Below are 26,048 nucleotides of genomic sequence, written 5' to 3'. Positions count from 1 at the left end.
CCGTCAACGAATTGTGTAGATATGATGGACGCGATTGAATTGATGGAAATACACCAATATGGCTGACTCTCCGAGTCATGAAGTGCCCGGAACGGCCCGCATGAGACAGCCTCAGGCGCTCGTCCTCGTCGCTGAAGATGAACCCGAGATTGCCGACATACTGACCGCCTATCTCACGCGCAGTGGATTGCAAGTCGTTCATGCAGCAGACGGGCGCCGGGCATTGGAAATGCACATGACGCTCAAGCCTGACCTCGTCTTGCTGGATGTGCAGATGCCACACGTAGACGGCTGGCAAGTCCTCTCCGAGATTCGGCACCGCGGTGGTACGCCCGTGATCATGCTGACCGCGCTGGATCAGGACATCGACAAACTAATGGGCCTGCGCATCGGCGCTGACGACTATGTCGTCAAGCCGTTCAATCCCGCTGAAGTCGTGGCGCGCGCACAGGCAGTGTTGCGGCGAACATCCAACGAGCAGCCGAGTCAGATCCGCAAGGTGATGCGCGTGGACATCTTCAAGATAGATCTGGATCACCACGAGGTGACAGTTCAGCTCGAGCGCCGCGCACATTCGCTTTCGCTGACGCTGACCGAATTCAAACTCTTGGCACACCTCGCACGATCGCCCCGGCAGGTGTTCAGTCGAATCGAATTGCTGACTCATTGCCTTCCTGAGGGAGACACACTCGAGCGGACCGTGGACAGCCACATCAGCAAGCTGCGCAAGAAGCTGGAAGACCTCGACGTGAACGGCGTTCCAGCCAGCGTGCGGGGAGTCGGCTACAAGTTTGGAAGCACATCGTGAAGATGCCCACGGGGCTCAGCCGGCAAATTGTCTTGTCCATGGGGGCCGTGGTACTCGGGGTCATCCTGCTGGTCATCCTGGGCTCCTATGCGTTCTATGCGGCGCTGTTCAACTTGTGGCCCTCCCAGGCTCCCGTCGTCGGCGAATGGCTGCCTTCGAAAGTGGAATGGCTGTGGATGGTGCTGACAACCTTTGCGGCGCTGGCGCTCGCCGTGGCCGTGGCCATCAAACTCTCTCGGCGAATTCTCGAGCCGCTGACATCCGTGGCCGACAGCCTGCGCGATCTCGCACGCGGAAACCTGGGAGTCAGGGCGGTCGCCGGCGATCGTTCGCTTGGGGAGGCTGCACTGCTCGTGGACGACTTCAACGTCATGGCAGAGCGCCTGCAGCGCATGACGAAGGAACAACTGTTCTGGAACGCTGCGATCGCCCATGAACTTCGCACCCCCGTCACCATTCTTCAGGGCCGGCTCCAAGGGCTCGCAGACGGAGTCTTCGAAGCGAATGAACAGCAGTTTCTCAATCTGCTCTCTCAAGTCAAGAACCTGGCCCGGCTGATTGAGGATTTGCGCGTTGTGGGGCTGGCGGACAGCGGCCATCTCCAGCTTCACTTGACCGACGCCGATATTTCCCTGGAGATCGACTCATTGCTACAGCTGCTACGGCCCCGCCTGGCGTCCGCTGGCTTGATTCCTGTCGTTGAACTCGATTCTGAGCAGGTGCGCTGTGACCCGGCCAGGATCCGGCAAGCCTTGTTGGCCTTGTTGGAGAACGCGCGACGCCATGCCGTACCCGGTTGTATCCGTATTCGAGGCTGTGAGCGGGATGGTTGGTACCGATTGAGTGTGGAAGACGACGGCCCCGGCATCGCTGATGATCTCGTAGCTCATGTGTTTGATGCGTTCCAGAGAGGCAACTTCTCACGCTCCCAGGACGGTGCGGGAAGCGGATTGGGACTTGCAGTCGTGCGGGCAATCGCGCAGTCGCACGCAGGAGAAGCAGCATGCCGCCGCTCTCCCAAAGGGGGTTCGATCTTCGAGCTCAGTTGGCCTGCTCACTCGCAGTGAGAAGACAGAAATGGTCTGCAAGACTATCCAGGTCTCGCATGATCTGCTCCCCGATCGTCCAACTCGCAACGCCCTCGAGTCGGCTTGACCCGTCGCGTACGCCCGTGAAGTCTGGGCAGCAGCACGGCTGCTGAGTGCGTGCAACGAGCCCGGGCATCGGTCGCGGCCGACTCTCAGATCCTCTGCCCGACTGGCAGGCTCCTTCACCGCTCGCGCAACGCCTGTGCTGGGTACCTTGACGCCATGGCGAGAGCCGGAGAAGTGCAAGCGGCGCGCTCTGCGAGCATCGGCCTTGATGGTATCGCTATCGACAGCAACGCCATCATCTTGAACAATCCCCGCGTTCATACAGCGACGCAGGATGGAGCCGAAAAGAAACAGTTTTGCGCCGCCATGGCGAATGTTCGTTCGATCCATCGATTCTCCATCGACTCGCGACCGACCGTGAACACGTGCGTCGCACCATCAATCAATCACATTCAGATGATTGAGGACGATGTTCATACGCACGAAAGACCTGTTAGAGCCGAGCATAGAGGCGCACCAACTCTCGGCGAGGCATGCACACAACGAGCCACCGAACCCGGACAGGGACCTGCATCACCCAGCAGACCCGAAGCAACGCAAAGGCAATCAAAATTTGTTGCTGTCTCAACTTGCAATCGTCTGCTTATTGACCGCATGTGGACAGCCGGCCCCAACCGCCTCCATCAAATCGGTTATCGCAAACCCGGAACGACTACGTGAGCTCAATGACGTCTTTGAATGTGACACCGTCAGGCGAAACGATGGGGTATGCAAGGAGATCGCCCAACTCATGCACAAGCGCCGCGTCATTCGTGTTCTTCGCACACGCGAGATCGGTTCGCAAAGGCCCGACATGGCTGCGTTTCGCCAAGAGGTATGCCCCCAACGAGAACTTCTACAGAAAGAAGTGCCTTTGGTCCCGGCACGCTTCGCGCTGCGCACAGTCCTTTGATTAGCCAGTTGTCAGTTCGCTTCCCGATGTGAACGGACGCACTGGTCGGTGCATCATCTGGCCGGCCTACTTCCTCGCAAGACATGCACATCGCTCACCTCTGCCGTCGCGATCGTTCCGCTGGCATTGTTGAGGGTGCACACGCGCGTCAGGATCTTCGACTGGGATTTGATCGAAACCGCATCGCTCGCGCCAGCCGCAAGCGGCGTCGCAAAGCTGAAGCGGCCATCGGCAGCGATGGGCGGATCGTCGCCGGCGTTGTTTTGCAATACCAAGCCCGTCCCCAGGAGGCCACCGACCGTGCCGGTCACAGAATAAGTGGGTGCCGTCAGAGGCGGTGAGGCTTCAGCAGGCGGCGAGGTCTCGGCAGTCGGTACGGATGAGGGCGCAGGAGATGCGGGGAAACTGGGGAAGAAGCAAGAGTCACCGCCGCCCCCTCCGCTGCACGCACCAAGCGCAAGTGCGACGGTTAGAGCGAAGACGTAGCCGGCGCGATGCACGCGGGATCGCAGTGAGGGGACGGCCGGTGCCGACGCGCCGCGCGAAGAAGCGGGAAAGAGGGAAAGAGGGACATCGAGAAGCTCGGCGGGGAAACGCTTTGCGGCGAGCCTGGAGGCTGTCGAGGCCGATTTCCGAAGCCATTCCCGAAAACAAGTAGAGGGGTCCCAGCGCGTCGAAGTCCGACGACGAGGAAAACGAAGTCGCCGCCTCAACCCGCTTTGAGCGGGTTATCTTTTGAACTTCAACTGGCGTTCATCGCCCGGAAGGCGTAGTGTTCGCCCGTGCGCCAGAGACTTGATTCCTGCTTCGCGAATGCGGTGCAGCTCCGGCCGGCACCGGTGCTTCAACTACTTTCATAACAAGGAGTCTCCGTGAAGAAAAGTCTCGTCCTCAGCGCCGCCCTCGGCGTTCTCTCCCTCACTCTTTCCGCCGGGGCGTTGGCCCAGGGGTCTGGCGCCGTCGCTTGCGCACAGACCGATGCAGCGCAGGTCAGCGCGCTCTTCGACCGCTGGAACAGTTCGCTGCGTACGTTGGACCCCGACAAGGTGGTCGCCAACTACGCGCCCGACGGCGTTCTGCTGCCGACCGTGTCGAACAAGCCCCGCACCAACCCGGCCGAGATTCGCGAGTACTTCGTCAAGTTTCTCAAGAGCAAGCCGCAGGGAAAGATCGACCAGCGCATCATCAAGATCGGCTGCAACGTGGCACAGGACGTTGGCACCTACACCTTCCGCTTCAAGGACGGAGGCACGGTGCACGCGCGCTACACCTATGTCTACGAATGGGTGAATGGCCAGTGGCTGATCGCGCATCACCACTCGTCGGCGATGCCCGAAGTACGCAAACAATCGGGCATTTCGTCTTGACGCTCCGGTTGGTTGTTCGCTGATACCGTGGGCGGCGCGAATGCCAGCGCCAACCTGTACTCGCTGATCGAGACAGCCAAGGCCAACAACGTCGAACCCTATCGGTACCGGGTCGCCTCGTTCAAGAAGCTGCCGCTGGCGCAGACCGTCGACGACGACGAGGCACTGCTGCTGCCCTGGAACATCGGGCTCGACGGCGCGCAGGCCTCTCCCTGCGCGCATCGGCTCCGACACCACGCGCAAGGGCGTGGTTCATTGAGCGCTTACCGTCATCCGCCGCACGCGCCTGCGTGCTCAACGCCTTTACGGCGAGGAGCGCGCAGTCGGGAACCTGCCGCCAGCAAACCGGGCGGAGCCACGACCGATGCATCGACGATTTTCAAGATCCGCGCGGCCACGGGAAAAAGCGGCGCAGTGAAGAGCGGGCGCCTGCGCGAAGGACCGCTGCAGCGTGCGTGATCGAACTCGGGCTGCAGGGGGTGCGCCGCCCATGGGTTCCGCAGCAAGGGTGCCGAGACCGAGGTTCCCCCCCCCTCACCACGCATACCCCGCCTGCACCCGCGCCGCCACCCGGCTCCCGTTCCCGCTGCTCGTCGCCGTCGACAGTCCTGCTCCCAGGTTCAGGTTGTCGTTGACCTGATAGCCGAAGGCGATGCCCACGCCAGACGCGCCCGCGTAGTTGCCGACGGCCGCGCCCACCCACTTCCTGCCTGTTGGCAGCATCGGCATCGACGGCATGGCCAGCGCCGCCGCGACGCCCTGTGCCGCGAAAGCATTGGCCTGGCTGGTCGCGTTGGCCACGACCTGCTGCAGCTGGTTGACGTTGACGGCGTCAGTGCCCAGCACGCCGGGGGCAACATTCGTGATGCCGCGCAACTGGTTGGTGACGGCACTGCCCACCGACACGGTGTTGTCGCGATCGGCCACCGAGCCCTGGCCCAGCGCCACCGCGTTGTTGCCGCTGGCCAGCGTGTTGGCGCCCAGCGCGACGGCGTTGTTGCCGCTGGCGATGGCGTTGTTGCCTACGGCGGTGGTGGGATCGGCCAGCGCCTTCGCGCCCGCGCCGATGGCGACCGAGCCCGCGTGATCGGCCCGCGCGCCGTTACCGACGGCCACGGTGTTGTCTGCGTTGGCCTGTGCATTGGTGCCCATCGAGGTGCTGCCCGCGCCGCTCGCGCCAGCGCCCGGGCCGCAGGCCACGGAGCCGCCCGCGTTCACCGCGCACACGCCGCTGGACAGGGCCTGGTTCATCAGCGCCTGCAGCGCGTTGACCTGCTGCACGGTGAAGTTGTTCGCGGTGGTGACGGCCGTCTGCTGTGCCTGCTGTACCTGGCCGACGTTGGCCGCGTCGGTGCTTGCCTGTCCGGCGGCCACGTTGCTGATGGTGGTGCCCGCGCCGCCGTTGGCGTTGAGCTGCAGCGAGGTGCCGCCTACGCCGTACTGCGCCGAGTTCTGGGCAAGGCCCAGGGCCGTGTTGGACGTCTGCTGCACCGTGTAGAGCTGGCTGCCGTTGACGGCATCGGTGCTAGTGGCGTTCACTGCGCCTGCGCTGACGTTGACGAGCATGCGCGTCTGGCCCGCCGAGCCGAAGGAAACGGTGTTCGCCGCCGTTGCGACCGCGTTGGCGCCAATGGCCACGCTGTTGGTCGCGCCGCTCGCGACCTGGCTGCCGGAGCCAACGGCCACGCCGCCCGTGGCCAGCGCCGATGCGCCGGCCGATCCGTTGTACGCGCCGCCGATCGCGGTGCTGCCGTTGCCCGACGCCACCGCGCCCCGAGTGGTGCCCGAGGCGCTGCCGATGGCGATGGCCGAAGTGCCCGACGCCTGGGCGCCGCTGCCGCCGGCCTGCCCACCGAAGCTGCAGCAGCCGTCGCTGCCGCTGGCGCCCGCGCCGACGGCGACGGCACCGCTGGCCGAGGCGCTGGCTCCGCTGCCGCCTGTGCCTCCGGTGCCGCCGGCAATTCCCTGGGCGGCGGTTCCACCACCGCCGATGGCGGTTGCGCCGCTCGCTGTGGCGCTGGCGCCAGCGCCGCCCACGCCGCCGGTTCCGCCAGCGTCGCCGGTGCCGCCATTGCCGCCGGCGCCCACCGCGGTCGCGCCATCGGCGGTGACGGTCGCCGCGGCGCCACCAGCATTGCCCGTGCCCCCGAGTTGCGGCACCCCCGCGCTTCCGCTCGTTCCGCCAGCGAAGCCATCGGCAAAGGCGCTGCCCGCAGCGAGCAGGGCGATGGCGGACAAGCACCGGAGCGTGCGCCGCAACCGCCGCCGCCCTCCGGTGACTTTGGGTGGGGCGCCGCTGGCATCGGCCTGAATGAGCATGGGGTTTCCTGTGATGAAGAACGAGAAAAGGAGGACGGCGAGCAATCCGGACGCGGGCGAGCGTATCGTTTGGTTTCCAGTGGAGCCATACCCGAAAACAAGTAAATCGGAGGCTTGCTGCAGGGGCTTGCGTTCTGCCGCCAACAGACTTCCTGCAAGCGCTCGATCAACCACGTGCAAGGGCGTTGTTCATTGAGCGCTGACGGCAAGCCGGCAGTGGCGATCGTTCGATCGCACGCCTCCTGCTTTCATGGGGTTCGCCAGCCCGCGCGGCTGGCTACCATCGGCAGCACACCGAGGGAGACCCACCGTGCGTCGTATTCATTCCAGCCATTGGCGCATGCCGACAGCGGCAGTTGCTGCTGCTTTCGTCTGCGCGAGCGCCCTCGCCTCCCCCACGTCCAACGAATACCTGCCATGCCACGCGCTTGCCGCGCGCACGCTGCAGTCGTGCCTCGACGCCAGCCCCGGCGCTGAAGGCACGCCGTGCTGGCCGGAAAGCCGGCGTGCGCGAGACCGTTGCTACGCCGAGGTGCGTGCATCACACGACCGGCACAACCCGCGGACCCAGGCGATGCGCGAGGCGGCCGAGCGCGCACAGCGCGAACGCGCCAAGCCCTGACGCGGCGTCAGGGACGCCGCGGCCCGTCCGGCGGCGACAACAGCCCCGCCACCTCCATCGCGTCGATGATTCGACCCACGTTGAACGCCACGCTCCGGCCCGCCGCATCAAGCCGCAGGTCGGGACTCGCGGGCGCCTCGTAGGGCGAGTCGATGCCGGTGAAATCCGGCAGCTCTGCGCGCCGCGCCTTGCGGTAAAGGCCCTTGGGGTCGCGCTGCTCGGCCACGGCCAGCGGCACGTCGACGAACACCTCCAGGAATTCGCCGGGCGCGAACAGCCGCCGGGCCATCTCGCGCTCCGAGCGGAACGGCGAGATGAAGGCGGTGAGCGTCACGAGGCCGGCGTCCACCATCAACCGGGCGACCTCGGCGGCGCGGCGGATGTTTTCCACCCGCTGCGCCGCCGAGAAGCCGAGGTCGCGGCACAGGCCTGTGCGCACGATGTCGCCGTCGAGCAGGTAGGTGTGCTTGCCGCGCGCGTGCAGTTCGTTGCACGCCGCGTTGGCGATGGTGCTCTTGCCCGAGCCTGACAGCCCCGTGAACCACAGCACGGCCGGCCGCTGCCCCAGCAGGCCGGCGCGCGCGGCCTTGTCCAGGTCGAAGGCGGGACACAACGGCTCGCGCTTCATGGCAAGGCGGTGGCGTGCGGCCACAGCAAGTGGTCGGCGGCCTGGGCGTGGGGCATGCCCGCCATCTGCGCGGCCGCCAGCGCCGAATGCATGTGCGCGAAGGCCACGCGGCGCGTGTGCCCGGGCGCCACCAGCCCGCGGCGATGGCTGACCGAGGTGTCGAAGACGATCACCGTGCCCGCGCGCCCCTCGACGACCTCGGTGTCTTCCAGGCGGCCCGCGCAGACCGGGCGCGGCTGGTACGCGATGCCGCCGGCCCACTCGTCGAGCCGGCGCCGGTGGTTGAGCAGGTGGGTTCCCGCGATGACCTCGAGCGCGCCGTTGCGCCGGTCCGTGTCGCCCACGTAGACCATCATGCGCAGCGACAGTGTCGGGTCCCAGTGCAGGTGGTGGTTGCCGGGGCCGTCCGCCGCTTGCTTGGCGCCGTCGAGCGCGATCGAATACACGTGCGGCGCCGGCTCGGCGGTGCCCAGGTAGTCGTTGGCGAGCGCCACGAACCAGGGCGCGGCGAGCATGTCGGCCAAGTGCCGCAGGCCCTGGGCGCGCAGCAGGTCGTCGCCGAGCACGAAGATCTTCTCGCCGTCGAGTTCCATCGAGACCCGGATGCCGGCGAAGTGGCCGGCGGTGACGCGTCGGTGCTCGTCGGCCGCCGATGCGATGCGATGCGCCAGCAGGCCTTCGAACACCAGCACGCCGTCGCTGCGCAGCGCTTGCAGCATGCGGGCCTGCGGCATCGGGGGCACGTCGTGCACTTCGTGCATGTCGGGCACGGCCTGCGCGGCATCGGCGCTCAGCATGGCGAGCGAGCGCCCGCCAGCGCCTTGTCGTAGAGCCCGTACTCCCACGCGAACTTGTCGCGAAAGCGCGCCTCCCAGTCACGCGGGTCGGCCAGCACCTGGTCGCGCGGCGCGGTGTTCTCCAGGGGCATGGGCGCGGCGCGCACGCCCAGCCGGCCGGCCAGCACCGGCAGGCAGGTGTCGAGCGCCTCCACCACGCCGACCCAGACGAAGCGCTCGTTCATCCAGCCCCAGGTGTCGTCGGCGTCAGGCGCGGCGGGCATGCCGGCGAACTGCGTGAGCCGCGGCCACTGCGTGAGCACTTCGTCGAGGTAGGCCTGCAGCGTGGGCGCGAGCCTCTCGCCCTTGTGCGCCATGAAGAAGTAGCTCGAGATCACCATCTGCAGCGGGTCGCGCAGCACGGTGATGTACTGGCGCGCGTCGGGGTAGTAGTCGTTCACGCCGATGGGCCAGGCATGGTGAAAAAAGTGCCCGTGCACACACCACCCGGCACGGTGCGAGAGTTTTTCGGGCGGCGCGAGGTCGGGGTAGTGCAGGTGCAGCCGGCCGTCGAAGGCCGCGCGCAGCCAGCCGATGAACGAGGTTCCCGCGCACTTGGGAATGTGGACGGACACCAGCAGCTCTTGCGGGTCAAAGGCCCTCATCGATCGGCTCCAGCAGAAGAACGCACGGCAAGGCCTCGGGGTGAAGCAGCCGCAACAGGGTATAGCCCACGCCGGCCAGGCCGTCGCACAGGCCGGGGCGCAGCAGGCGGTGGCCCGGAATGTGGAAGTCGCCGTCGGCACCGGCGCGCGCCAGCATGGCGTGGGCGCGTTGCAGCGCCAGGTCGTGCTCGCCCAGGGAGAGGAACATGTCGATCGCGCCGCAGTTGCCGGTGGCCAACGTGTCCCAGTCGGACAACGGCGCGGTGCGCAGCCGTGCGAGCGCCTCGCTGCGGCCCTGCACACGGTGTGCTTCGCGGCCGGCGTCGATGCCCTGCGTCATCATGACGATGCCGACGCTGCCATGGGCCCAGGTGTCGGGCAGCGCGCCACCGGCCTCGTTGCCGGCCGAGGGCAACCACCCCGCGCGCCGCGGCTGCCAGCGCGCGTGCAACCACCGCAGCGCGGCGTCCAGGCAGGCGCCGGCCGCCTCGTTGCCCGGGTAGAGCCGGACCAGGGCCTGCGCGATGCCGGCCACGCCATGACCCGCGCCCGCGAGGCCCTCGGGCATGTCTGGCGCGGCCCACCAGCCGCCGCCCGGTGCGCCGGCGTCGCGGCGCAGTTCGACCAGGCGCAGCAGGCCCGCATCGAGCCGGTCGCGGGGCAGCGCGCCCAGCACTGACTGCAGCGCCGCCAGCTCGCCCGAAAGGCCGCTGATCCAATCCGCGCAGGGGTTCTCCGCGATGTCGGCGGCGCTGCAACGGCGGGCCTCGCGCCGCGCCACTTCGACCCAGCGCGGCTCGCGCAGCAGCACGCCCGCGGCGTGCAGGCCGTACAGCAGCGAGGCTCGGCCCACCTGCCCGCCGCGCACGCCATCGAGGTCCTCGGTGCGGCGCGCCAGGTAGGTGCCTTGCAGGATGGGCTCGAACACGGCGCGGGCCGCCGCCTCGAAGCGCGGCTGCGCGCCGTACCTGGCCAGCGCGGCCAGAAAGAGCCCCACGCCGGCGCGGCCGTCGTACAGGCTGCAGCCCAGCGAGCGCACGTTCATGCAGCCGTCGCGCCCGGCCATCTGCGGCGCGATCCAGCTCAGGTCGTCGATGCTGCCGGTGCGCCCCCGGATGGCCGATGCCAGCAGCTGTTCGCCGATGCGCTGCGCCGCGGCCATCGGGTCGGTGCCGCCCGTGCCGTGCACGGCCGGCGCGGCCATGCCGCGAGCCTCGCCCGCAGGGTTGTCCGGCCCACCCGGAGGACGCGACGCGAACAGCGTCGCGCGGATGAGCGACGCCTGGAACGCCAGCCGCTCGCTCGTGAGGCCCGCGATGTTCTGCGCAATGACGTCCACGCCGGACACCGAGAACAGCGCGAGCGCGCCCTGCGCATCGCCGGTGTCCGCGCCAGGCTGCCAGTGGCCGCTGTCGGTGCGGGCCAGAAAGTACGGAACGTCGCCTTGCAGGATGGCCTTCTTCTCCGCCTCGAACAGCGCCTGCAGCTGCGGAAAAGCGTCGTCGATCACCAGCGTGGAAACCAGCTGTTCGATCTCCAGCTCGAAGTCCAGCACATGCTGCGCATGGCGCGGGTCCAGCAAGCGCTGCCTCAACATGGCGTAGACGCGCGTGTCGCGAAACAGAAAGCGCACGGGAAGCCCGGAGAGCCGCTCGCGCCAACGAGGCCAGTCGCCCTCGCCACCGAGCGCGCGCGCCAGCGCGGCGCAGCCCCGCTCGAAGCCCGCGATGATCTCGGCCTCGAAGTCGGCCGGTTCGTGGGCGGGCACATCCGTCACCGGGATGTCGTGCGCCTCCACCTCCAGCATGCGGCGCGCCATGCGGTCGGTGTTGACGTGTTCCCAGGCCACCGCCTTCACGCCCAAGGCCGCGACGCGGGTGCCGCCGAGCCCGTTGACCTGCAGCCGGCGCCCGTCGCCGAAGGTCTGCCAATGCGGCAGCAGGCCGCAGCGCAGCACGGTGTCGAGCTCGGCCACGTTCAGGTCGGACACGGCCGACCCGCCGAAGCGCCGCGGCTTGGGCGAGGCGAACATTTCCGCATCGACGATGGCGGGGCCGGCCGCGGCCATGAGGACGTTCTCGTCATGCAGGTCGGTGGCGCCCAGCACCCACGACGCGGCCAGGCCGCCGCCGGCCGCGGCGTAGTAGCGCGACAGCTCGGGCGCGGCGGCAGTGACGCCCTGTGCCCAGCCGTGGTCGCCGCGCGGCAGCACGCGCGGCAGCAAGGCGGCCAACCCGGGCACGTCAGCGCCGGCCGGGCCCGACACGTGCTCGAGCAGCTCGCCCATCGCGTGTTCGAGCGCCATGGCGCGGCACTTGTAGTAGATGCCGCCGCCCTGCGACAGCTGCAGCCGGACCACGCTCTGGCCGCCCTGGTGGCGGTCCGACAGGGCGCAGTGCAGCGCCTCCACGCGCAACCCCTGCGGCGCCACGCCCAGCCAGCCGGCCAGTGCCTCGCGGTCCTGCGCGAAGCGCGTCAACAGCTTGGCGGCATGGTCGCGCCACTGGCCGCGCGCCTGGCAGGCGAGCCGGGTCAATGCCGCGTACTTGATGGCGAAGGCAAAGAGCTCGCCCGCGCGCAGCCGCGCGATGAACTCGCGGTACAGCCGCTCGGGCGCGCCCGTGGCCTCGCGCTGCGGATGGTTCACTCGGAACAGCGAGAACTCGTGCTCCAGCGCGTAGCCGAAGACCTCCGCCAGGTCGGCGACCAGCTGACGCTCGAGTGCGCGGAAGCACCCGTCGGCAAAGCAGCCGGCCTGCGCGGCGCTGAGCGTTTCGCGCAGCCGGTGCGACTCGCGCGCGGCGAAGCCGGTGAACAGGTCTTCGAACGGCAGCGGCTCGCGCGCCACCTCCGCATCGCGCGGCGGCTGCGCGCAGAGTTCCGACACGAAGTGCCAGGCCTGCGCCATCCACGCCGGCACGCCTTGCGGCGACACCAGTGTCTTGGGCCCCAGCCGCTGCGCGAGCGCGGGTGCGCCCGAGGGAAACTTCCAGTTCACGCGCTTGGCGAAGCCCTCGGGCTCGAAGCGGTTGCAGGCCTGCTGCCAGCGGGCGATGCGGCGCTCGGCCACGGCCTGCGCGCCCGTGCCGTCGTGGGCCGCGAGCCAGGGCGCGCCGAGGTGCTCGTCCAGCGTGGCGGCACGCGGCGCGAACAGTTCGAGAAACCGTTGCGCGTCCATCTCAGGCCGCCTTGCCGAGCAGGGGCCGCACGCCCAGCGCCTGCATGCGCGCGTCCCACAGCGCGGCGTAGCCGCCGCGGTTGCGCATGAGTTCGTCGTGCGTGCCTTGCTCGGCCAGGCGCCCGCCGGCAAAGCAGAAGATGCGCTCGGCGTCCGCGACCATCTCGAGATGGTGGGTGACGTGCACCACCAGCGCGTCCTGCGCGAGCCGGTCGAGCGCCGCGAAGATGGCCGTCTCGGTGACGGCGTCGAGCTGTGCGGTGATCTCGTCGAACACCATCACCGGCCGTGCGTTGAGCAACGCGCGCGCCACGGCGATGCGCTGGCGCTCCCCGCCCGACAGCCGCGCGCCCAGTTCGCCACACGGCGACGCCAGCCCCGCCTCGCGCTCCTTCAGCATGGAGGCAAGCTGCGCCCGCTCGACGGCCGCGCCGAGCTGGGCGGCCTGCACTTCGCGATTGCCGTAGCCGATGTTGTATTCGAGCGTGTCGTCGAACAGGCCGGTGGTCTGCGACACGTAGAGCGCGTGGCGCAGCATCGTTTCGGGCGTGGCGGGCACGTCGTTCAGCAGCAGCCGGCCCGCGCTGAGCGGGCCCATGCCGGTCAACGCCCGCGCCAGGGTGGTCTTGCCGGAGCCGGTGGGCCCCACCAGCGCGATCTTGCCCCGGGCCGGCAACCGCAGGCTCACCGCGTCCAGCAGGGTCTTGCCGTCGACGGCGACCGAGACGCACTGGGCCTGCAGCGGCGCGGGGGCAGGCGCCTCTGGCGCTTCTGGCGCGTCGGCGGCAGCCTTGGCCTCGGGCGCCGGCGGCGCGTCGCGCGTCAGCGCGTCGAGCTCGCGCAGGTCGATGAAGGCATGGGTGAAGCTGCTGTACAGCAGCCCGACCGACTCCAGCGGACCGAACACCTGCGCGACGTACATGCTGACCATCACGAGGCCGACGCCGAGTTCGGCGGTGCCGATGCCCGTGCCGGTCGAGGCCAGCACCGTCGCGCCCAGCAGCACGAACTGGCTCAGCTGGATCAGCGAGGCCTGCGCGCACTTGCCGGCGCTCAGCTGGGTCTGCTGGCGCCGCCAGGCCACGTCGAGCCGCGCCTGGCGCGCCGACAGTCGCTCCAGCTCGAAGCCGATGCCGCCGAAGGCCCTGACGGTCTCGGCGTTGACCAGGCTGTCGGCCAGCACGGCGTTGATCCTGTTGTCTTCGCGGATGCGCTCGCGGTAGAGGGCCTGCTGGGTGTTCACCGACCGGTAGGTCATGCTGACCAGCAGGCCCACCATCAGCAGCAGCAGCGCGGCGTGCAGCGCCGACAGGTGCACCCACAGCACGCCGCAGGCGAACAGCACCTGCAGCACGGTCGGCAGGATGTTGAAGAAGCCGATCGAAAAGATCGCGTCCACGCTCCAGGCCGCGCGGTTGACCGCGCGGGTGAGCTCCGGCGAGGCATGCGCCGCGAAGAAGGCCTGCGGCTTGCGGTGGAAGGCGGCAAGCGCCTGCTGCACCAGCGCCTTCTGGGCGTTCTGCAGGATCGACAGGAAGCGGACCTCGCGGTACTCGCTCAGGCAGACCACCGCCACGCCGGCGGCGCAGAACAGCGCGAGCAGCAGCATCGACGGGGCGAGCTCACCCTGCGCGCCCTGCGTTCCTTGCGCCAGCAGCTTCACGAAGATCAACGGCAGCAGCACGGCGACGAGCTTTTCGAGCACCAGCAGCGCCGTGCAAGCCACCGCGATGCCCCGGCGCAGCGCGACCGAGGCAAAGATGGCGCCCAGCGCCGTGCCCCGCAGCCTGGCGGGCGAGGCCGCGAAGGTATCGCTCAAGAAGGAAGCTCCCACAAAAAAACGCCACGTGTCGTGGCGTTCTGTCGCGCTGAGGCGGTGAAGGGCGCCGGCTGGCGGCCCGCACGCCTCACTTGCAATGGTTGTAGCGCGACTGCTGGGCGCAGACCAGTTCCTTGCTTCCCATGAAAGGCTTGAAGACGGTCTCCATCACCTTGTCATGCAGGGCGAACTCGACCTTGTCGTCGATTTCCTCGATCAACTTCATTTCGTCGTCGATGCATGCGTCCAAATCGATCATCTGAAAAACTCCTAGTGGAAAAACTACCCGACGCCGGTTGCCGGAAACGCCGGACGGCGTTTGAAAAACCCGCAACCGCCAAGGAGAACTATCGAGGTAAGTATCGGATTTCCGCATCCCCAATTCATAGGAGGTGCTTGCGGCCCCGCCGCAGGGAGAATGCCCAGCCACGCCGCCGGCCCACCCCCGCCCCCGTTCCCGGCCCTTGGCGCGCGGCGCGGCACCCCGACAACCATTTGCCTGAATAGATCGCTGCTTGAATCCATCCCTGCAAACCGTGGTTCTTCGTGCAAGTGCCGCCAGGCGCCGGCGGATCGGGCCGGCCATGGCTTTTTGCCTCGCCGCCGTCCTTGCCACCGGCTTCGCGGCCGCCGACGTGCTGCCGCCACAGGCCGCCAGGCTGTCCGAACGGTTCCAGAGCAACCCCGGCGCGTTCGACCGCACCGACGCGCCGTGCGAGGGCCAGGGCGTCGGCAACGCCTGCACGGTTCCCGGCACCGCGTTCGAAGGCGGCGGCCCCGGCAAGTGCGAGCGCGGCATCAACCGCAACGAGTACCGCTTCATCGACCTGCGCTGCACGCCGGACAACCCGCCGCAGATCGATCGCCAGATGGCCTCGCAGCCCTACCAGGCCGACAGCTACATGTGCGCCGACATCCTGCGCGAGCCCGACGGCCGGCGCACGCTGGCCGCCATGGGCCTGGTGTGCGAGACGCCCGCGCCCGTGAGCGACCGCTTCTGCAAGGGCCAGGCGCCCGGCGACAGCTGCGTGGCGCAGGTGCGGGTCGGCGACGCCGTCGTGCCGTCGAACGGCATTTGCAAGAGCGAGACCGAGACCTCGAGCATCTACCGCCGCGGGCGCCAGCAGCTGACGCGGCCGGTGGTGCTGTGCCGGCCGGAGACCGACCCCGTGCCCGCCGTGCTCACGCCGGTCGGTGCATGGCGCAAGCTGTTCCAGTGATGGCCGGCGGCCAGCTGCTGGCACTGGCCCTCACGCTGGCGGTCGAGGCGCCCATCGTGCTGCTGGCGACGGCACGCCGAAGGCTCACCCACTTTCACGAGCTGGCGCCCCTTCGCCGGATCGCCGCGGCTTTCGTGCCCAGCTGCCTCACCCACCCGCTGGCCTATCGGGCCATCGGCAACTACGGCACGCACGACTACGTGGCGGGGCTGTGGCTGGTCGAGTCGGCCGTGGTGCTGGCCGAGGCGGTGTGCCTGCGCTGGTTGCTGGGCGGCTCGTTCGGCATGGCGCTGCTGCTGTCCTTGCTCGCCAATGCGGCGTCGGTCTGCGTGGGATGGATCCTGTGGTGAAGTCGCAGCTGGCCGCGCACGGCTGGGCCCCCGCGGCGCTCGGCCTTGGCGCGCTGGCGCTGTGGCAACCCGCGGGCCTGTACGTCGTGGCGCTGGCGGTGTTCGGCCTGCCGCACGTCCTGTGGGAAATGGCATGGGTGCGCAAAACCTGGGCGCCGGTGCTGCCCCGCGCCTTCTGGCTGTGCCTGGGCGGGACGCTCGCGCTGCAGGCCTGCGCGCGCACCATGCTGTGGCTGGACCGCATCGACGCCGAGACCGCCGCCCTTTGCGACGCCACCACGCTGGCGCTGGCACTGCTGTGCGCCCTCACGCTGCTGCAAGGCGCCGGCCCCCGACGGCGCTGGCTGCTGGTGCCGGCGGCCACCGGGCTGGCGGCCTTGCTCGTGGCGGTGGCCGATACCGTGCATGTGATGGGCGTGCTGGCGGCGCTGGCCATCGCGCACAACTTCACGCCCATCGGGCTGGTGCCCGCTGCGGCCCGCATCGGCGCCTGGCCGGCGCGCGCGGTGCTGGGGCTGGTGTTTGCGGCGCCGCTGGCGCTCTTTCTGCTGCTCTGGCTGTTCGGCACCGGCGCGCCGGCCACCGCGTGGCGGCCCGCCGAACTGGGCTGGGCCTCCAACACCGGCTCGGCCGCCTTCGGTGCGGCCTTGCTGCCGGCGCTGGTCTGGGCGCAATGCCTTCACTACCTGGCGGTGCTGTACCTGGTGCCCCGGGCCTTGGGGCCGGCATGGAAAGGGTTGCCGTGGCGCACGGCGGCACTGGCCGCGTGCGCGGCGATCCTGCTGGGCTTCTGGCTCGACTTCGCACAGGCGAAGGGCCTGTACGCCATTGCGGCGGGCCTTCATGCCTGGACTGAATGGCCGCTGATATTGCTTGCGCTGATGGGCGCCGCCAAGGCCGTGCTGCCCGCGGTGCCGCGCGCACCATGACATTCCACCGACCTCCAACACAGGCCACCCACGCCACCATGAAAAGAAGAACACCCCTCGCCACACGCTTGCAGCCGTGGCTGGCTGGCGCCGGTCTGGCACTCGCCCTGTTGCAGTCCGCCGGCGCCTGCGTGATGAACGGCCCGCCGGTCGATCGCCACCACTACATCGCCCTGGCGGCGAAGAACCCCTGGACCGAGACGCCGGCCTCGCGCACGCTCGACCAGCGCGACCTGGTCAGCCTCGCCCTGCCCTCCGGCACGCCCGACGACTGGCAGGTCGAACTGAGCGAAAGCCGCCAGGGCGTGCTGCGCGTGCTGACCGAGGAAGAGTTCTCGGCCGTGCTCCAATCGCCGCGCGCGCTGTCGATCATGCTCGTGCTGCCGGGGGCCGACCGCGCCGCGCTGATCCCCACGCCGTCGTTGCGCATCGGCGCGCTGCGTCCCGGCGAGGCCACGCTGCGCCTTGTGCCGCGAAAAAGCAAAGGCAAGGCCGACGTCTTCACCATGAACTTCAAGGTCGAGGCGGTGACCCCGCGGGAGCGCCCGCCCGCCGCCGCGCGTTCCCCAAGCGATGGCCCCGCTGTCACATGCTGAACATGATCACACTCCCCCGGCAAGGCCGGCGCGCCGTGGCCGCGAGCCTGTGGCTGGTGTCGCTGCTGCTGGGTGCGCCAGGCGGCAATGCATGGGCCCAAACCAAGACCAGGACGGCACCAGCCAAGGCCACGCCGGACCCCACCGGCAAACCGGTCGACGTCTGCCTGGGCGCCGACTTCGCGCTGGTGCTCGACGACCGCGGCACGCTGTGGAGCTGGGGCGGCAGCCTCGGCAATTCGGACGGCCAGCTCGGCCTGGGCGACGACAACGAACTCGACTTCCTGGCGGGCACCAGCGGCGTCTTCTCGCACTTTGCGGCAACCCGCATCGCCAGCGGCTTTGCGTCCGTTGCCTGCGGGCCCAAGCGCGCGGCGGCCCTCACGCCCGACGGCGAACTCTGGGCGTGGGGCCAGGGGCTCATCGGCAACGGCAATGCCGAGCTGCTCGGCGCGCAGCATCGCCCTGCGCGCATCGGCAAGGGCTTTGCGCGCGTGTCGCTGGGCGAAGACTTCACGCTCGCGATCAAGACCGACGGCAGCCTCTGGGCCTGGGGCAACAACGCGTCCGGCCAGCTCGGCGACGGCACCCGGCAGGCGCGCGCGCTGCCCGTGAAGATCGGCGACGGCTATCGCCGCATCAGCGCCGGCTACAACCACGCGGCGGCGATCCGCGACGACGGCTCGCTGTGGACCTGGGGCAACAACCGGGTCGGGCAGCTCGGCGTGGGCGAGCCCACCGCGCCCGGGTCCGACGTGCCGCTGCGCGTGGGGCCGGACTATGCCGAGGTGTCGGTCGGCGCGGGCTATTCGGTCGCGGTCACGGCCGCAGGCGAACTCATGGCCTGGGGCAGCAGCCGGCACGGCTTCGGCCGCGGCGTGGAAGAAGACCGCAGCAACACGCCGGTGAAGATCGGCGACGGCTTCGTGAACGTGGTCACCGACAACTCGCACGCCCTCGGCCTGCAGCGCGACGGCACCGTGCTCGAATGGGGCTGGCGCACCCAGGGCGAACGCCACCTCATGCCCGCGCCGATGGGCGGCGACTTCAAGCGCATCGCGGTGCAGGACTACGGCAGCGCCGGCATCAAGAACGACCAGACGCTGTGGCTCTGGGGCGGTCGCAACTGGCAGCGCCTGGCCGACCTCGGCCGCTACCCCGACGTGTTCGACCGCACCGAGATGTTCGTGCACGAACCCCAGCGCATCGCATTTCCGCTCGCTGCGCGCAAACCCCCACCCTGAACCTCCCATGACCGTGCAACAAACCACCCGACTCAGCTTCGCCGCGCTCGCGCTCCTGCTTGCCAGCGCCTGCACCACGCCGACCACCGGCGGCGGTGCGTCCGACGCCCAGCGCGACGCCCGGCGCGACGAAGGCCAGCCCACCTGCTGCGCCGGCCCGCAACCCAAGCGACCGGTGTTCGCGCCGTCGGCGAGCACCATCTATTTCGGTTTCGACCAGTTCACCGTGGACGCCGAAGGCGCGAAGGTGATCGAGGCCAACCAGCGCTTCATGCGCGACAAGGCCGAGGTCACGCTGCGGCTCGAAGGCAACACCGACGAGCGCGGCGGACGCGAATACAATCTGGCGCTCGGCCAGAAGCGCGCCGAGGCCGTGCTGCGCCAACTGGCGTTGCAGGGCGTCTCGGTGCAACGCATCGAGACCGTGTCCTTCGGCGAGGAACGGCCGGCGGCCAGCGGCGACAGCGCGGACGCGCGCGCGAAGAACCGCCGCGTCGACTTCGTCTACGCCAACTGACGGCGCGCGGTGAACCACAGGCCTGTGCGTGCCGTTGCGGTGCTCGCGTTGAGCGGGCTGGTGCTGGGCGGGCTGGTGCTGGGCGCGGCCGCAACAGCGGCCGCAGCCACCGAGTGCCCCGGCCCGAGGGTGCCCGACGCCGAGCTGTCGCTGCAGCGCGAGCGGCTGCGTGCCGAGGTCGCCGAGCAGAAGTTGCCGGACTACGGCGGCGCGGGCCGGCGCTGGGCGGCGGCCGTGCAGGCCCTGCTCGACCGGCGCGCGCTGCAGGCCGGCCAGCCGGTGGCCGAGGTGGTCTGCCTGCTGGGGCCGCCCAGCCGCGAGGAAGGCGGCGCCAACGCGTCGCAGCGCGTCTACCACTGGTACTTCGACACGCCGATGCACGTCAACCCGATCCTGAGCATGTCCGCCGACGGCGATCAGGTGCTCGGCTTCCGGATGGACCGGCGATGAACGCGCGACTTCGCACCGTGTTGCGCTCACTTGCGCCGGCGCTGCTCGCGTTCGCCGCGCTCGGCGCGCAGGCGCAGGCGCAAGCGCAAGCGCAAGCGCAAGCGCAAGCGCAAGCGCAAGCGCAGGTGCAGGCGCAGGTGCAGACACCCCGCTTCGCACTCTGGCTGACGGGCCCCATCGGCGCGACCAACGCGGCGCACTGCCAGCTCGACGCGGCGGCGCTGCGCGCGTGGAGCCCCACCGACGGGCGCGCACCGCTGATCACCGAAGACGACATCGCCTCGTGGGACGCGTCGCGCGCCAGCTGGACGCTCGACGCGCGCAAGCTCGACGAACTCGGCGGTGCCATCGGCATCACCGACCGTTGCTTCGTGCTGGCGATCGACGGCCAGGCGTTTGCCAGCGGCGCGGTGCTGCTGGCGTTCTCCGCACGCCTGCTGCGCTTTCCCACGATCGCGGTCGAGCCGCGCGGCGGCGCCGCCACATTTCAGCTTCGGCGGGAGTTCGGCGGCACGCCTGTGCCGCTCGGGCAGGCCGAGCTCGACCGGGTGCTGCGCAAGGGGCAGTGAAGCGCGGCGTTCGAACGACCTTCTGCGCAAAGGCTTTCGCGTCGACCACCGCCAGGGAAGGTCCGAACAGGTCACCCATCGGCCTTCGATGAGGGCCAATGAGGCGCATGGTGATGAATCGCGTCGCCAGATACGTCGAATCGGCGAGGCCTGCGCGTGATCCGGCACCCTCAGCCTGTTTGCAGACGTGCCAGTCCCATCATCGCCATCAATTTCTAGCGCGCTCGGGCCTTGCTACGTTCCTCGGGCGCCAGCTCAACGCACACCACGGCACTTCTCCTGAAGTGCTTGACAGCTGTTTTTTATCGGCCATACTAAAACGACTGCTAAAAAATAATGGGCTGTATATGGGACGCCTTCGCGCCTACGATGAAAACGCCGTCCTCGACAAGGCGATGCATGCCTTTAGACGCAAGGGCTATCAGGCCGTGTCGATCCGCGATCTTGAAGCCGCAACAGGACTCAAGGCTGGCAGCCTCTACAACAGCTTCGGCGACAAAGCCGGTGTTTTCAATGCGGCATTTGCACACTACAACCGCACCGTGCTGCAACACCGGCTCAGCCACCACGCGCCTGCCGAAGCAAGTCTTCAGGGCTTGCGCGAACTCTTTCTTTCTCTGCTGAAGGAGCCGAATGACGAGTCGTACGGCTGCCTCATCACAAATTCGGCGGTAGAACTCGGCAGCGAGGATGGCCCCCATACCGGCGTCGGCGAGGGCATGCGCATCCTGGCAGCGGCGTTTGCCGAGAGGCTTGATGCTGCCCGCCGAGCTGGCTTCCTGCGCGGTACTTCAGACCCCAGGGAAGGAGCGCTGAAGCTCCTCGCGCTCTATCAAGGCATCCTGGTCCTGGTTCGCGCTGGTTGCGACAAGGCTGGCCTCGAGCGACTCATCCTCAACGAATTCGACAACCTGGAGATTTCCCATGACACCTGAAGCTTTGTGGCAACGATACGCGGCGACCTGGTCTCTCGGCGCTGACGCGCGCGCCGCCGAATTTGCCATGTGTCTTGGCAACGAAATTACCTACTGCGATCCAAACGGCACAGTCGAAGGGTGTTCGGCATTGTCCAATTACATGGACGATTTCCAACAGAACGTACCCGGTGGACGCTTTGTCATCCAATCTGTGCTGCACCACCACGATCGCTCCCTCGCACATTGGGCGCTGCAAGGGCCCGATGGCACGCCGTTGCAGACAGGCACCAGTCACGCAGTGCTGTCCAAGGACGGTCGCCTTCAGGCGATCAGCGGCTTCTTCGATGCCGCGAGCAAGGGATCACCGGCATGAGCGCTGCTTCGGCCCGCGACCTGGCGCTTGATATTGCCGGACGGATCAGAACGGTTGGGCCGATCAGCGTTTCTCGCTTCTTCGGTGGTGCAGGCCTTGTGGCGGCCAGTGTTCAGTTCGGGTTTGTCATCAAGGGCACGCTCTACCTGCGCGTGGACAAAAAGACCCGCCCGACCTTCGAGGCCTTGGGCGCTGCGCCTTTTACCTACGCGGGATCAGCGAAGACGGTCACGGTCACGGCCTACTATGAGGCGCCCAGCGAGGTCGTGGAGGATCCGGACACGCTGGGCCAATGGGTTGTCGATGCACACCGCGCCGCGCTCGCCATGAAATCGTCCCGCAAGGCAACGACGCCAAAGTAGACCTCGATCGCAAGTGAGGCGCGTGGCCTCCGCGCCGGAGCATGGCTCGCGCTGTTGCCGGGGCTGAACCTGTCGTTGAACGAACCATCAGATGCCCCGGCCCACCGGCCGAAGCAGCGGGCCAGCATCGAAAGCGGACCGCGGCCTCACCGTCAAAACATCGAGCCGCAGTACGACGTCGCGCCGCGCGATGTCATCCAGCTGCCGATCAACGACCCCGCGGTGCTGGTGAGTGCCATGGCGAGCGGCACGCACCGCGGAGGCCGTGTTCACCGCGCAGCGGACGTTGGACGATGCCGCGGCGTTCCATGCGGAGCTGAAGGGTCGGCTTGGCCTCAATGCGCCGACAACATTTCCGCCAGCCGCTTTTGCTTGAATTGCTCGGTGACGTAGTCGATGAACGCCCTGGTTTTCGCCGGAAGATGTTTCTTCTGGCCTGGGTAGTACATCGCAATGGGCCCGTCGTCCCAATACCAGTTGGGCAACACCCGCTTGATCACGCCCGTTCGCAGCAGCGGCGCCGCATGCGGCATCGCCATCAGGGTGACCCCGAGCCCCATGGCGACGGCTCGAGCGACTGCCTCCGGGTCGTTGAACGACATTCGTGGGCTGGTTTCGAAGGTCACCTCCCTGCCGGAGCGATTGCGCAGGCGCCGACTGCGAACGCGACCCAGCTGGATCGACGTCATGCCGATCCAGTCCCAGTCCTGCAGGTCCAGCGGATCCTTCGGCTCGCTGCGGCCGCCGACGTAGGCCGGTGATGCAACTGCGACGAGATGGATTCGCGCCAGTTCACGCGCGACCACGCCCGGCGACAAATCGAATCCACCGCCGATGGCGACATCGAAGCCTTCGGAGATGAGGTCGACGCGTCGGTTGTCCAGGTGCCAGTCCGACAGTACCTTGGGGTAGAGCTTGGTGAATCCCGGGAGCAACGGGAGTACATAGTCGGTGCCGAAGCCTGGCGGCATCGTGACGCGAAGCGTGCCGCTGGGTTCCGTTGCCGCGTGGCCGACCGCGGCAAGCGCCGACTGGATGGTTTCCAGGCCAACGGACAGACCATCCAGCAGCCGCTCGCCCGCCTCGGTCAGAGAAAGCTTGCGCGTGCTGCGCACGAAGAGGCGAACGCCCAGGTTCGTTTCGAGCCGGGCCACGTTCCGGCTCACACCCGCGGGCGTCAGCCCCAGCCTCCTGGCGGCGCCCGAGAAGCTGCGTGCCTCAGCGCTTCTCACGAAGGATTCCAGGTTGGCCAAAGTCTCCATTGCACTCCTTTCAGATGGTTGCCCATGCAACCGACGCAGCACCAAGCCTCGCACAGCGGCCTCGCTATTTCAAGCATTGCTTGAAGCAGATTCAAGCATCAAGTGGCTACCAGTGAACGCCGTGAAGCTCGATAGTTCCTTCATCGCAACGTGCTGATCGCATCTGAAGAAAGAACCATCATGGGAACCATCCCCACTCCCCTCCCCCTCGCCGGCCAGGTCGCACTGGTCACCGGCGGCTCGCGCGGCATCGGCGCCGCAATCGTGCGCCGGCTCGCCCGCGATGGCGCGGACGTCGTGTTCAGCTATTCGAATTCCCCCGGCCGCGCCGAACAGGTGCGCGACGAGGTGAAAGCGCTTGGCCGCCAGGCCCTGGCCGTCCAGGCCGACCAGGCCCGGACGCAGGACGTCGAACGTCTGGTCAGGACCGCCCATGAGACCTTCGGCCGGCTCGACATCCTGGTGAACTCCGCCGGCGTGTTCGTCACCGGCGTCGTGGGTGACCCGGGTGCGGACCTCCCGTCGTTCGACCGGCAGATCGACATCAACATCAAGGGCGTGGTGACCGCTGTGCGCACCGCCGCGCCGCTGCTGAGCGACGGCGGGCGGGTCGTGTCCATCGGGACGACGGGTGCCACGCGCATTCCATTTCCGGGCGCGGCCGACTACGTTGCCTCCAAGGCCGCGGTCGCTGCCTATACCCGCGGATGGTCCAGGGACCTCGGCCCGCGCGGCATCACGGTCAATGTGGTTCAACCGGGCGCCATCCATACCGAAATGAATCCGGAGAACACGGCGTTCGCCGACACGCTGCGCGCCATGACCTCGCTCGGCCGTTATGGCCAGCCAGATGAAGTGGCCGCCGCGGTCGCGTTTCTGGTGGGGCCGGACGCGGCATACATCACCGGCGCCACGTTGAACGTGGATGGCGGCCAGACAGCCTGAACCATCAACCATCAACCATCAACCGGGAACCGCCATGAACCACGCTGTCGTCCTCCGCGAAACCGGCGGCCCTTCGGTGCTGCGCTACGAGCAAACGCAAACGCCGAGTGCCGGTCCGGGCGAAGCCGTGGTTCGCCACGAGGCCGTGGGCATCAACTTCGTCGACACCATGGTTCGCACCGGCCGATACCGCGTGGCCCTGCCAGCAGTGCCCGGCTTCGAGGCGGCGGGCGTGGTGACCGAGATCGACGCTGCCCAGTCACGACTGAAGATCGGCGATCGCGTCGGCTACTTCTTCGCGGAAGGCGCCTATGCCGACTTGAACGTGGTCAAGGCGTCGTCTCTGGTGGCATTGCCGGATCACATCAGCGCACAGCTGGCCGCCGCATTCCTGGCCAAGGGCCTCACCGCCTGGATGGGGTTGCGGGTGCTGCATGAGATCAAGGCCTCGGAGGTGATCCTCGTGCAAGGCGCCTCCGGGAATGTCGGCTCGATACTCACCCGTTGGGCCAGGGCGCTGGGCGCAACCGTCATCGGGGTGGCCGGTTCTGCGCAGAAGCTGCCCCTGGTCGCAGCGGGCTCCACGCTCGCGCTGACTGCCGGCGACCCCGAGTTGCTGGCCAAGGTGCGGGCACTTGCCCCGAAAGGGGTGGATGCCGTCTACGACTTCGTGGGCGACGCCACGTTTGCAAGCTCGGTCGCCGCGGTGCGCGACGGGGGGAAGATCCTGGCTCTTGGCGCCGCTTCAGGTCCGGCCACGCCGGGCAAGACCGAACTGACGCGGCGGGCCATAGAGATGCGTGGCGGCAGCACGCCGCAGATCGTGAATGCAGGCAACCAGCTTGCAGCCGCGGCGGAACTCTTCGGCCTCATCGAAGCCGGTGTGTTCGCGGATCTTGTGATCACGCAAAGACGGCTCGACGAAGCGGCCGACGTTCATCGGCTCATGGATGCACGTCGACTGCCGGGGCTGACCGTGCTGTTGCCGTAGCCGTAGCCGTAGCCGTAGCCGTAGCCGTAACCGTAGCCGTAGCCGTAGCCGTAGCCGGTTCTAGGACCTTTGCCGGCACCGGTCGGAAAGCCAGCCCGATGCGGCAAAGCGCTCTGGCCCACGCTCTGGAAGTGGCTGCAGGAGCGGCTCAGTTGACACGCCAACCTGCCTCTGCTTCCTTGACGACTTCGCTGACCCAGTCGACGAAGGCCCGCACGGTTGGCGAGAGGTGGCGGTTTTGGGGATAGAGCACGGAAAGCGGTATGGCCGGCGCCGAAAAATCACTCAACACGCGGCGCAGGCGCCCGCTGATCAGATACGGCAGCACCATGTAGCTCCCGGCCCGAATCAGTCCCAGGCCTTCGGCGCCGCAGGCCACATAGGCATCGATGTCATCGACCACGAGGTGCTCGCGCATCGTGATGAACCGGTCTTCCCCGTTCACCACGAAGTGCCAGTCCCACGGGCGCGCCGTCTGGTTCGACAGGTAGCCCACCGAATGATGCTGCGCCAGCTCCTCCAGGGTCGTGGGCTCGCCATGACGGGCGAGGTAGGTTGGCGACGCACAGGTGACCCAATCGAACGCGCCTACGCGGCGGGCGACGAGCGTGCCCGAGTTCTCCGGCGTTCCGGTGCGGACCACGCAGTCCACGCCCTCCTGGATCAGGTCGACCTTCCGGTCGCTCATGGTCAAGGTGAGGTCGACGTCCGGAAAGCGATCCCGGAAGTCCTTGAGGGCCGGTATGACGACCAGCCGGGCCAGCGACAGCGTCATGTCCACCCGTATCCGGCCGCGCGGCTTGCCGGCTCTTGCCGGGAAGCTGGATTCCACCGCCTCGATTTCGGCCAGGAGACGCCTGCAATGGTCGTAGTAGGTCGTGCCTTCGGGCGTCAGGCTCAGGTGGCGCGTGGTTCTCTGCAGCAAGCGCACGCCCAGGAATTGCTCCAGATCCTTGATCGCACGCGTGACCAGCGACTTGGACATCAGAAGGCTGTCGGCGGCACGGTTGAAGCTGTGCATGTCCACCACGCGGGCAAAGATCTGCATCGATTGAAGACGGTCCACGGTGTCGTTCCTTCGAAAATTTGTTGTCC

General features: G+C 68.0%; 27 protein-coding genes and 1 pseudogene. 18 read left to right on the top strand and 10 right to left on the bottom strand.

All coding sequences use genetic code 11. The features are described from left to right. Positions 1 to 100: 100 nt before the first annotated feature. Positions 101 to 808 carry a response regulator gene (locus BM004_RS25105; RefSeq protein WP_256220037.1) on the top strand — a complete coding sequence of 236 codons (708 nt, stop codon included), beginning with the start codon at positions 101 to 103 and terminating at the stop codon, positions 806 to 808. A gap of 2 nt (positions 809 to 810) precedes the next feature. Beyond that, the gene (locus tag BM004_RS25100) at positions 811 to 1,875 is read left to right on the top strand and encodes an ATP-binding protein (RefSeq protein ID WP_371270516.1); all 1,065 of its coding nucleotides are present in this window, start codon (positions 811 to 813) and stop codon (positions 1,873 to 1,875) included. A 1,032-nt stretch (positions 1,876 to 2,907) separates the two neighbouring features. Here the strand turns inward: BM004_RS25100 and BM004_RS40810 are convergent. After that, positions 2,908 to 3,165, bottom strand: a complete 258-nt coding sequence (locus BM004_RS40810) for a hypothetical protein (RefSeq protein ID WP_143072503.1) — start codon at positions 3,163 to 3,165, stop codon at positions 2,908 to 2,910. A gap of 561 nt (positions 3,166 to 3,726) precedes the next feature. Here BM004_RS40810 and BM004_RS25095 point away from each other — a divergent pair. After that, positions 3,727 to 4,221 carry an SgcJ/EcaC family oxidoreductase gene (locus BM004_RS25095; protein ID WP_093217739.1) on the top strand — a complete coding sequence of 165 codons (495 nt, stop codon included), beginning with the start codon at positions 3,727 to 3,729 and terminating at the stop codon, positions 4,219 to 4,221. Positions 4,222 to 4,233: 12 nt separating this feature from the next. Then, positions 4,234 to 4,680 (top strand): transposase domain-containing protein, encoded by a 447-nt coding sequence (locus BM004_RS42075; protein WP_371270507.1) that lies wholly within the window; start codon positions 4,234 to 4,236, stop codon positions 4,678 to 4,680. A gap of 75 nt (positions 4,681 to 4,755) precedes the next feature. On the opposite strand, the gene BM004_RS25085 is transcribed toward BM004_RS42075, so the two are convergent. Then, the gene (locus BM004_RS25085; RefSeq protein WP_256220036.1) at positions 4,756 to 6,459 is read right to left on the bottom strand and encodes a YadA family autotransporter adhesin; all 1,704 of its coding nucleotides are present in this window, start codon (positions 6,457 to 6,459) and stop codon (positions 4,756 to 4,758) included. A gap of 391 nt (positions 6,460 to 6,850) precedes the next feature. Here BM004_RS25085 and BM004_RS40805 point away from each other — a divergent pair, with 391 nt between their 5' ends. Further along, complete coding sequence (locus tag BM004_RS40805) at positions 6,851 to 7,162, top strand: hypothetical protein (RefSeq protein ID WP_143072502.1); 312 nt, start codon at positions 6,851 to 6,853, stop codon at positions 7,160 to 7,162. Between the two features lie 7 nt (positions 7,163 to 7,169). On the opposite strand, the pseudogene cysC reads toward BM004_RS40805, so the two are convergent. The 6 genes and pseudogenes from cysC to BM004_RS40800 all read right to left on the bottom strand — a co-directional run. Then, positions 7,170 to 7,766: pseudogene (gene cysC / locus BM004_RS25080) on the bottom strand (adenylyl-sulfate kinase); the annotation flags it as partial. A gap of 20 nt (positions 7,767 to 7,786) precedes the next feature. Next, positions 7,787 to 8,587, bottom strand: coding sequence for a phytanoyl-CoA dioxygenase family protein (locus BM004_RS25075; protein ID WP_093217736.1), 801 nt, complete (start codon positions 8,585 to 8,587; stop codon positions 7,787 to 7,789). Then, a complete protein-coding gene (locus tag BM004_RS25070) occupies positions 8,581 to 9,231 on the bottom strand; it encodes a sulfotransferase family 2 domain-containing protein (protein ID WP_093217735.1) in 651 nt (216 codons plus the stop codon). Before BM004_RS25070 ends, BM004_RS25075 begins: the two co-directional genes overlap by 7 nt. Continuing rightward, positions 9,218 to 12,409, bottom strand: a complete 3,192-nt coding sequence (gene lanM, locus BM004_RS25065) for a type 2 lanthipeptide synthetase LanM (RefSeq protein WP_093217733.1) — start codon at positions 12,407 to 12,409, stop codon at positions 9,218 to 9,220. The genes BM004_RS25070 and lanM overlap by 14 nt, the downstream gene beginning before the upstream one ends. Position 12,410: 1 nt before the next feature. Next, entirely contained in the window at positions 12,411 to 14,228 is a 1,818-nt protein-coding gene (locus tag BM004_RS25060; protein ID WP_143072501.1) for an ATP-binding cassette domain-containing protein, read from the bottom strand. An 88-nt stretch (positions 14,229 to 14,316) separates the two neighbouring features. Beyond that, positions 14,317 to 14,814, bottom strand: coding sequence for a hypothetical protein (locus BM004_RS40800; protein ID WP_143072500.1), 498 nt, complete (start codon positions 14,812 to 14,814; stop codon positions 14,317 to 14,319). Here BM004_RS40800 and BM004_RS25055 point away from each other — a divergent pair. From BM004_RS25055 to BM004_RS25005, 11 genes are all read left to right on the top strand, one after another. Beyond that, on the top strand, positions 14,813 to 15,448 hold the full coding sequence (locus BM004_RS25055; protein WP_093217730.1) for a hypothetical protein: 636 nt from the start codon (positions 14,813 to 14,815) through the stop codon (positions 15,446 to 15,448). The two genes, BM004_RS40800 and BM004_RS25055, sit on opposite strands and share 2 nt — an antisense overlap. Further along, positions 15,427 to 15,798, top strand: a complete 372-nt coding sequence (locus tag BM004_RS25050) for a hypothetical protein (protein ID WP_143072499.1) — start codon at positions 15,427 to 15,429, stop codon at positions 15,796 to 15,798. Before BM004_RS25055 ends, BM004_RS25050 begins: the two co-directional genes overlap by 22 nt. Further along, the gene (locus tag BM004_RS25045; protein ID WP_143072498.1) at positions 15,795 to 16,727 is read left to right on the top strand and encodes a hypothetical protein; all 933 of its coding nucleotides are present in this window, start codon (positions 15,795 to 15,797) and stop codon (positions 16,725 to 16,727) included. Before BM004_RS25050 ends, BM004_RS25045 begins: the two co-directional genes overlap by 4 nt. Positions 16,728 to 16,765: 38 nt before the next feature. Continuing rightward, positions 16,766 to 17,323 (top strand): hypothetical protein, encoded by a 558-nt coding sequence (locus BM004_RS25040; protein WP_143072497.1) that lies wholly within the window; start codon positions 16,766 to 16,768, stop codon positions 17,321 to 17,323. Positions 17,324 to 17,325: 2 nt separating this feature from the next. After that, positions 17,326 to 18,567 carry an RCC1 domain-containing protein gene (locus BM004_RS25035; protein ID WP_177206597.1) on the top strand — a complete coding sequence of 414 codons (1,242 nt, stop codon included), beginning with the start codon at positions 17,326 to 17,328 and terminating at the stop codon, positions 18,565 to 18,567. Between the two features lie 7 nt (positions 18,568 to 18,574). Beyond that, complete coding sequence (locus BM004_RS25030) at positions 18,575 to 19,084, top strand: OmpA family protein (RefSeq protein WP_093130637.1); 510 nt, start codon at positions 18,575 to 18,577, stop codon at positions 19,082 to 19,084. 9 nt (positions 19,085 to 19,093) lie between these two features. Continuing rightward, positions 19,094 to 19,534, top strand: coding sequence for a hypothetical protein (locus tag BM004_RS25025; protein WP_093217722.1), 441 nt, complete (start codon positions 19,094 to 19,096; stop codon positions 19,532 to 19,534). Next, positions 19,531 to 20,103, top strand: coding sequence for a hypothetical protein (locus BM004_RS25020; RefSeq protein WP_093217721.1), 573 nt, complete (start codon positions 19,531 to 19,533; stop codon positions 20,101 to 20,103). Before BM004_RS25025 ends, BM004_RS25020 begins: the two co-directional genes overlap by 4 nt. A gap of 113 nt (positions 20,104 to 20,216) precedes the next feature. Continuing rightward, on the top strand, positions 20,217 to 21,038 hold the full coding sequence (locus tag BM004_RS25015; RefSeq protein ID WP_218152725.1) for a TetR/AcrR family transcriptional regulator: 822 nt from the start codon (positions 20,217 to 20,219) through the stop codon (positions 21,036 to 21,038). After that, positions 21,028 to 21,393, top strand: coding sequence for a nuclear transport factor 2 family protein (locus BM004_RS25010; protein WP_093217718.1), 366 nt, complete (start codon positions 21,028 to 21,030; stop codon positions 21,391 to 21,393). The genes BM004_RS25015 and BM004_RS25010 overlap by 11 nt, the downstream gene beginning before the upstream one ends. Then, positions 21,390 to 21,755, top strand: a complete 366-nt coding sequence (locus tag BM004_RS25005) for a TfoX/Sxy family protein (protein ID WP_093217716.1) — start codon at positions 21,390 to 21,392, stop codon at positions 21,753 to 21,755. Before BM004_RS25010 ends, BM004_RS25005 begins: the two co-directional genes overlap by 4 nt. A 335-nt stretch (positions 21,756 to 22,090) precedes the next feature. On the opposite strand, the gene BM004_RS25000 is transcribed toward BM004_RS25005, so the two are convergent. Next, on the bottom strand, positions 22,091 to 23,017 hold the full coding sequence (locus BM004_RS25000) for a LysR family transcriptional regulator (protein WP_093217715.1): 927 nt from the start codon (positions 23,015 to 23,017) through the stop codon (positions 22,091 to 22,093). A 180-nt stretch (positions 23,018 to 23,197) separates the two neighbouring features. Between BM004_RS25000 and BM004_RS24995 the strand changes: the two genes are divergently transcribed. Both BM004_RS24995 and BM004_RS24990 read left to right on the top strand, forming a co-directional pair. Continuing rightward, positions 23,198 to 23,962 carry an SDR family NAD(P)-dependent oxidoreductase gene (locus tag BM004_RS24995; RefSeq protein ID WP_093130645.1) on the top strand — a complete coding sequence of 255 codons (765 nt, stop codon included), beginning with the start codon at positions 23,198 to 23,200 and terminating at the stop codon, positions 23,960 to 23,962. Positions 23,963 to 23,996: 34 nt separating this feature from the next. Beyond that, on the top strand, positions 23,997 to 24,953 hold the full coding sequence (locus BM004_RS24990; protein WP_093217713.1) for an alcohol dehydrogenase catalytic domain-containing protein: 957 nt from the start codon (positions 23,997 to 23,999) through the stop codon (positions 24,951 to 24,953). Positions 24,954 to 25,101: 148 nt separating this feature from the next. Here the strand turns inward: BM004_RS24990 and BM004_RS24985 are convergent, their stop codons facing one another. Further along, positions 25,102 to 26,019, bottom strand: coding sequence for a LysR family transcriptional regulator (locus BM004_RS24985; protein ID WP_093130647.1), 918 nt, complete (start codon positions 26,017 to 26,019; stop codon positions 25,102 to 25,104). Positions 26,020 to 26,048: the final 29 nt, after the last annotated feature.

It is taken from the genome of Variovorax sp. OK212 (genome assembly GCF_900112425.1).
In the GTDB taxonomy this organism is placed as follows: Bacteria; Pseudomonadota; Gammaproteobacteria; order Burkholderiales; family Burkholderiaceae_C; genus Variovorax.
Note: the sequence above shows the minus strand (reverse complement) of the source record. Positions and strands in the feature narration are given on the sequence as shown.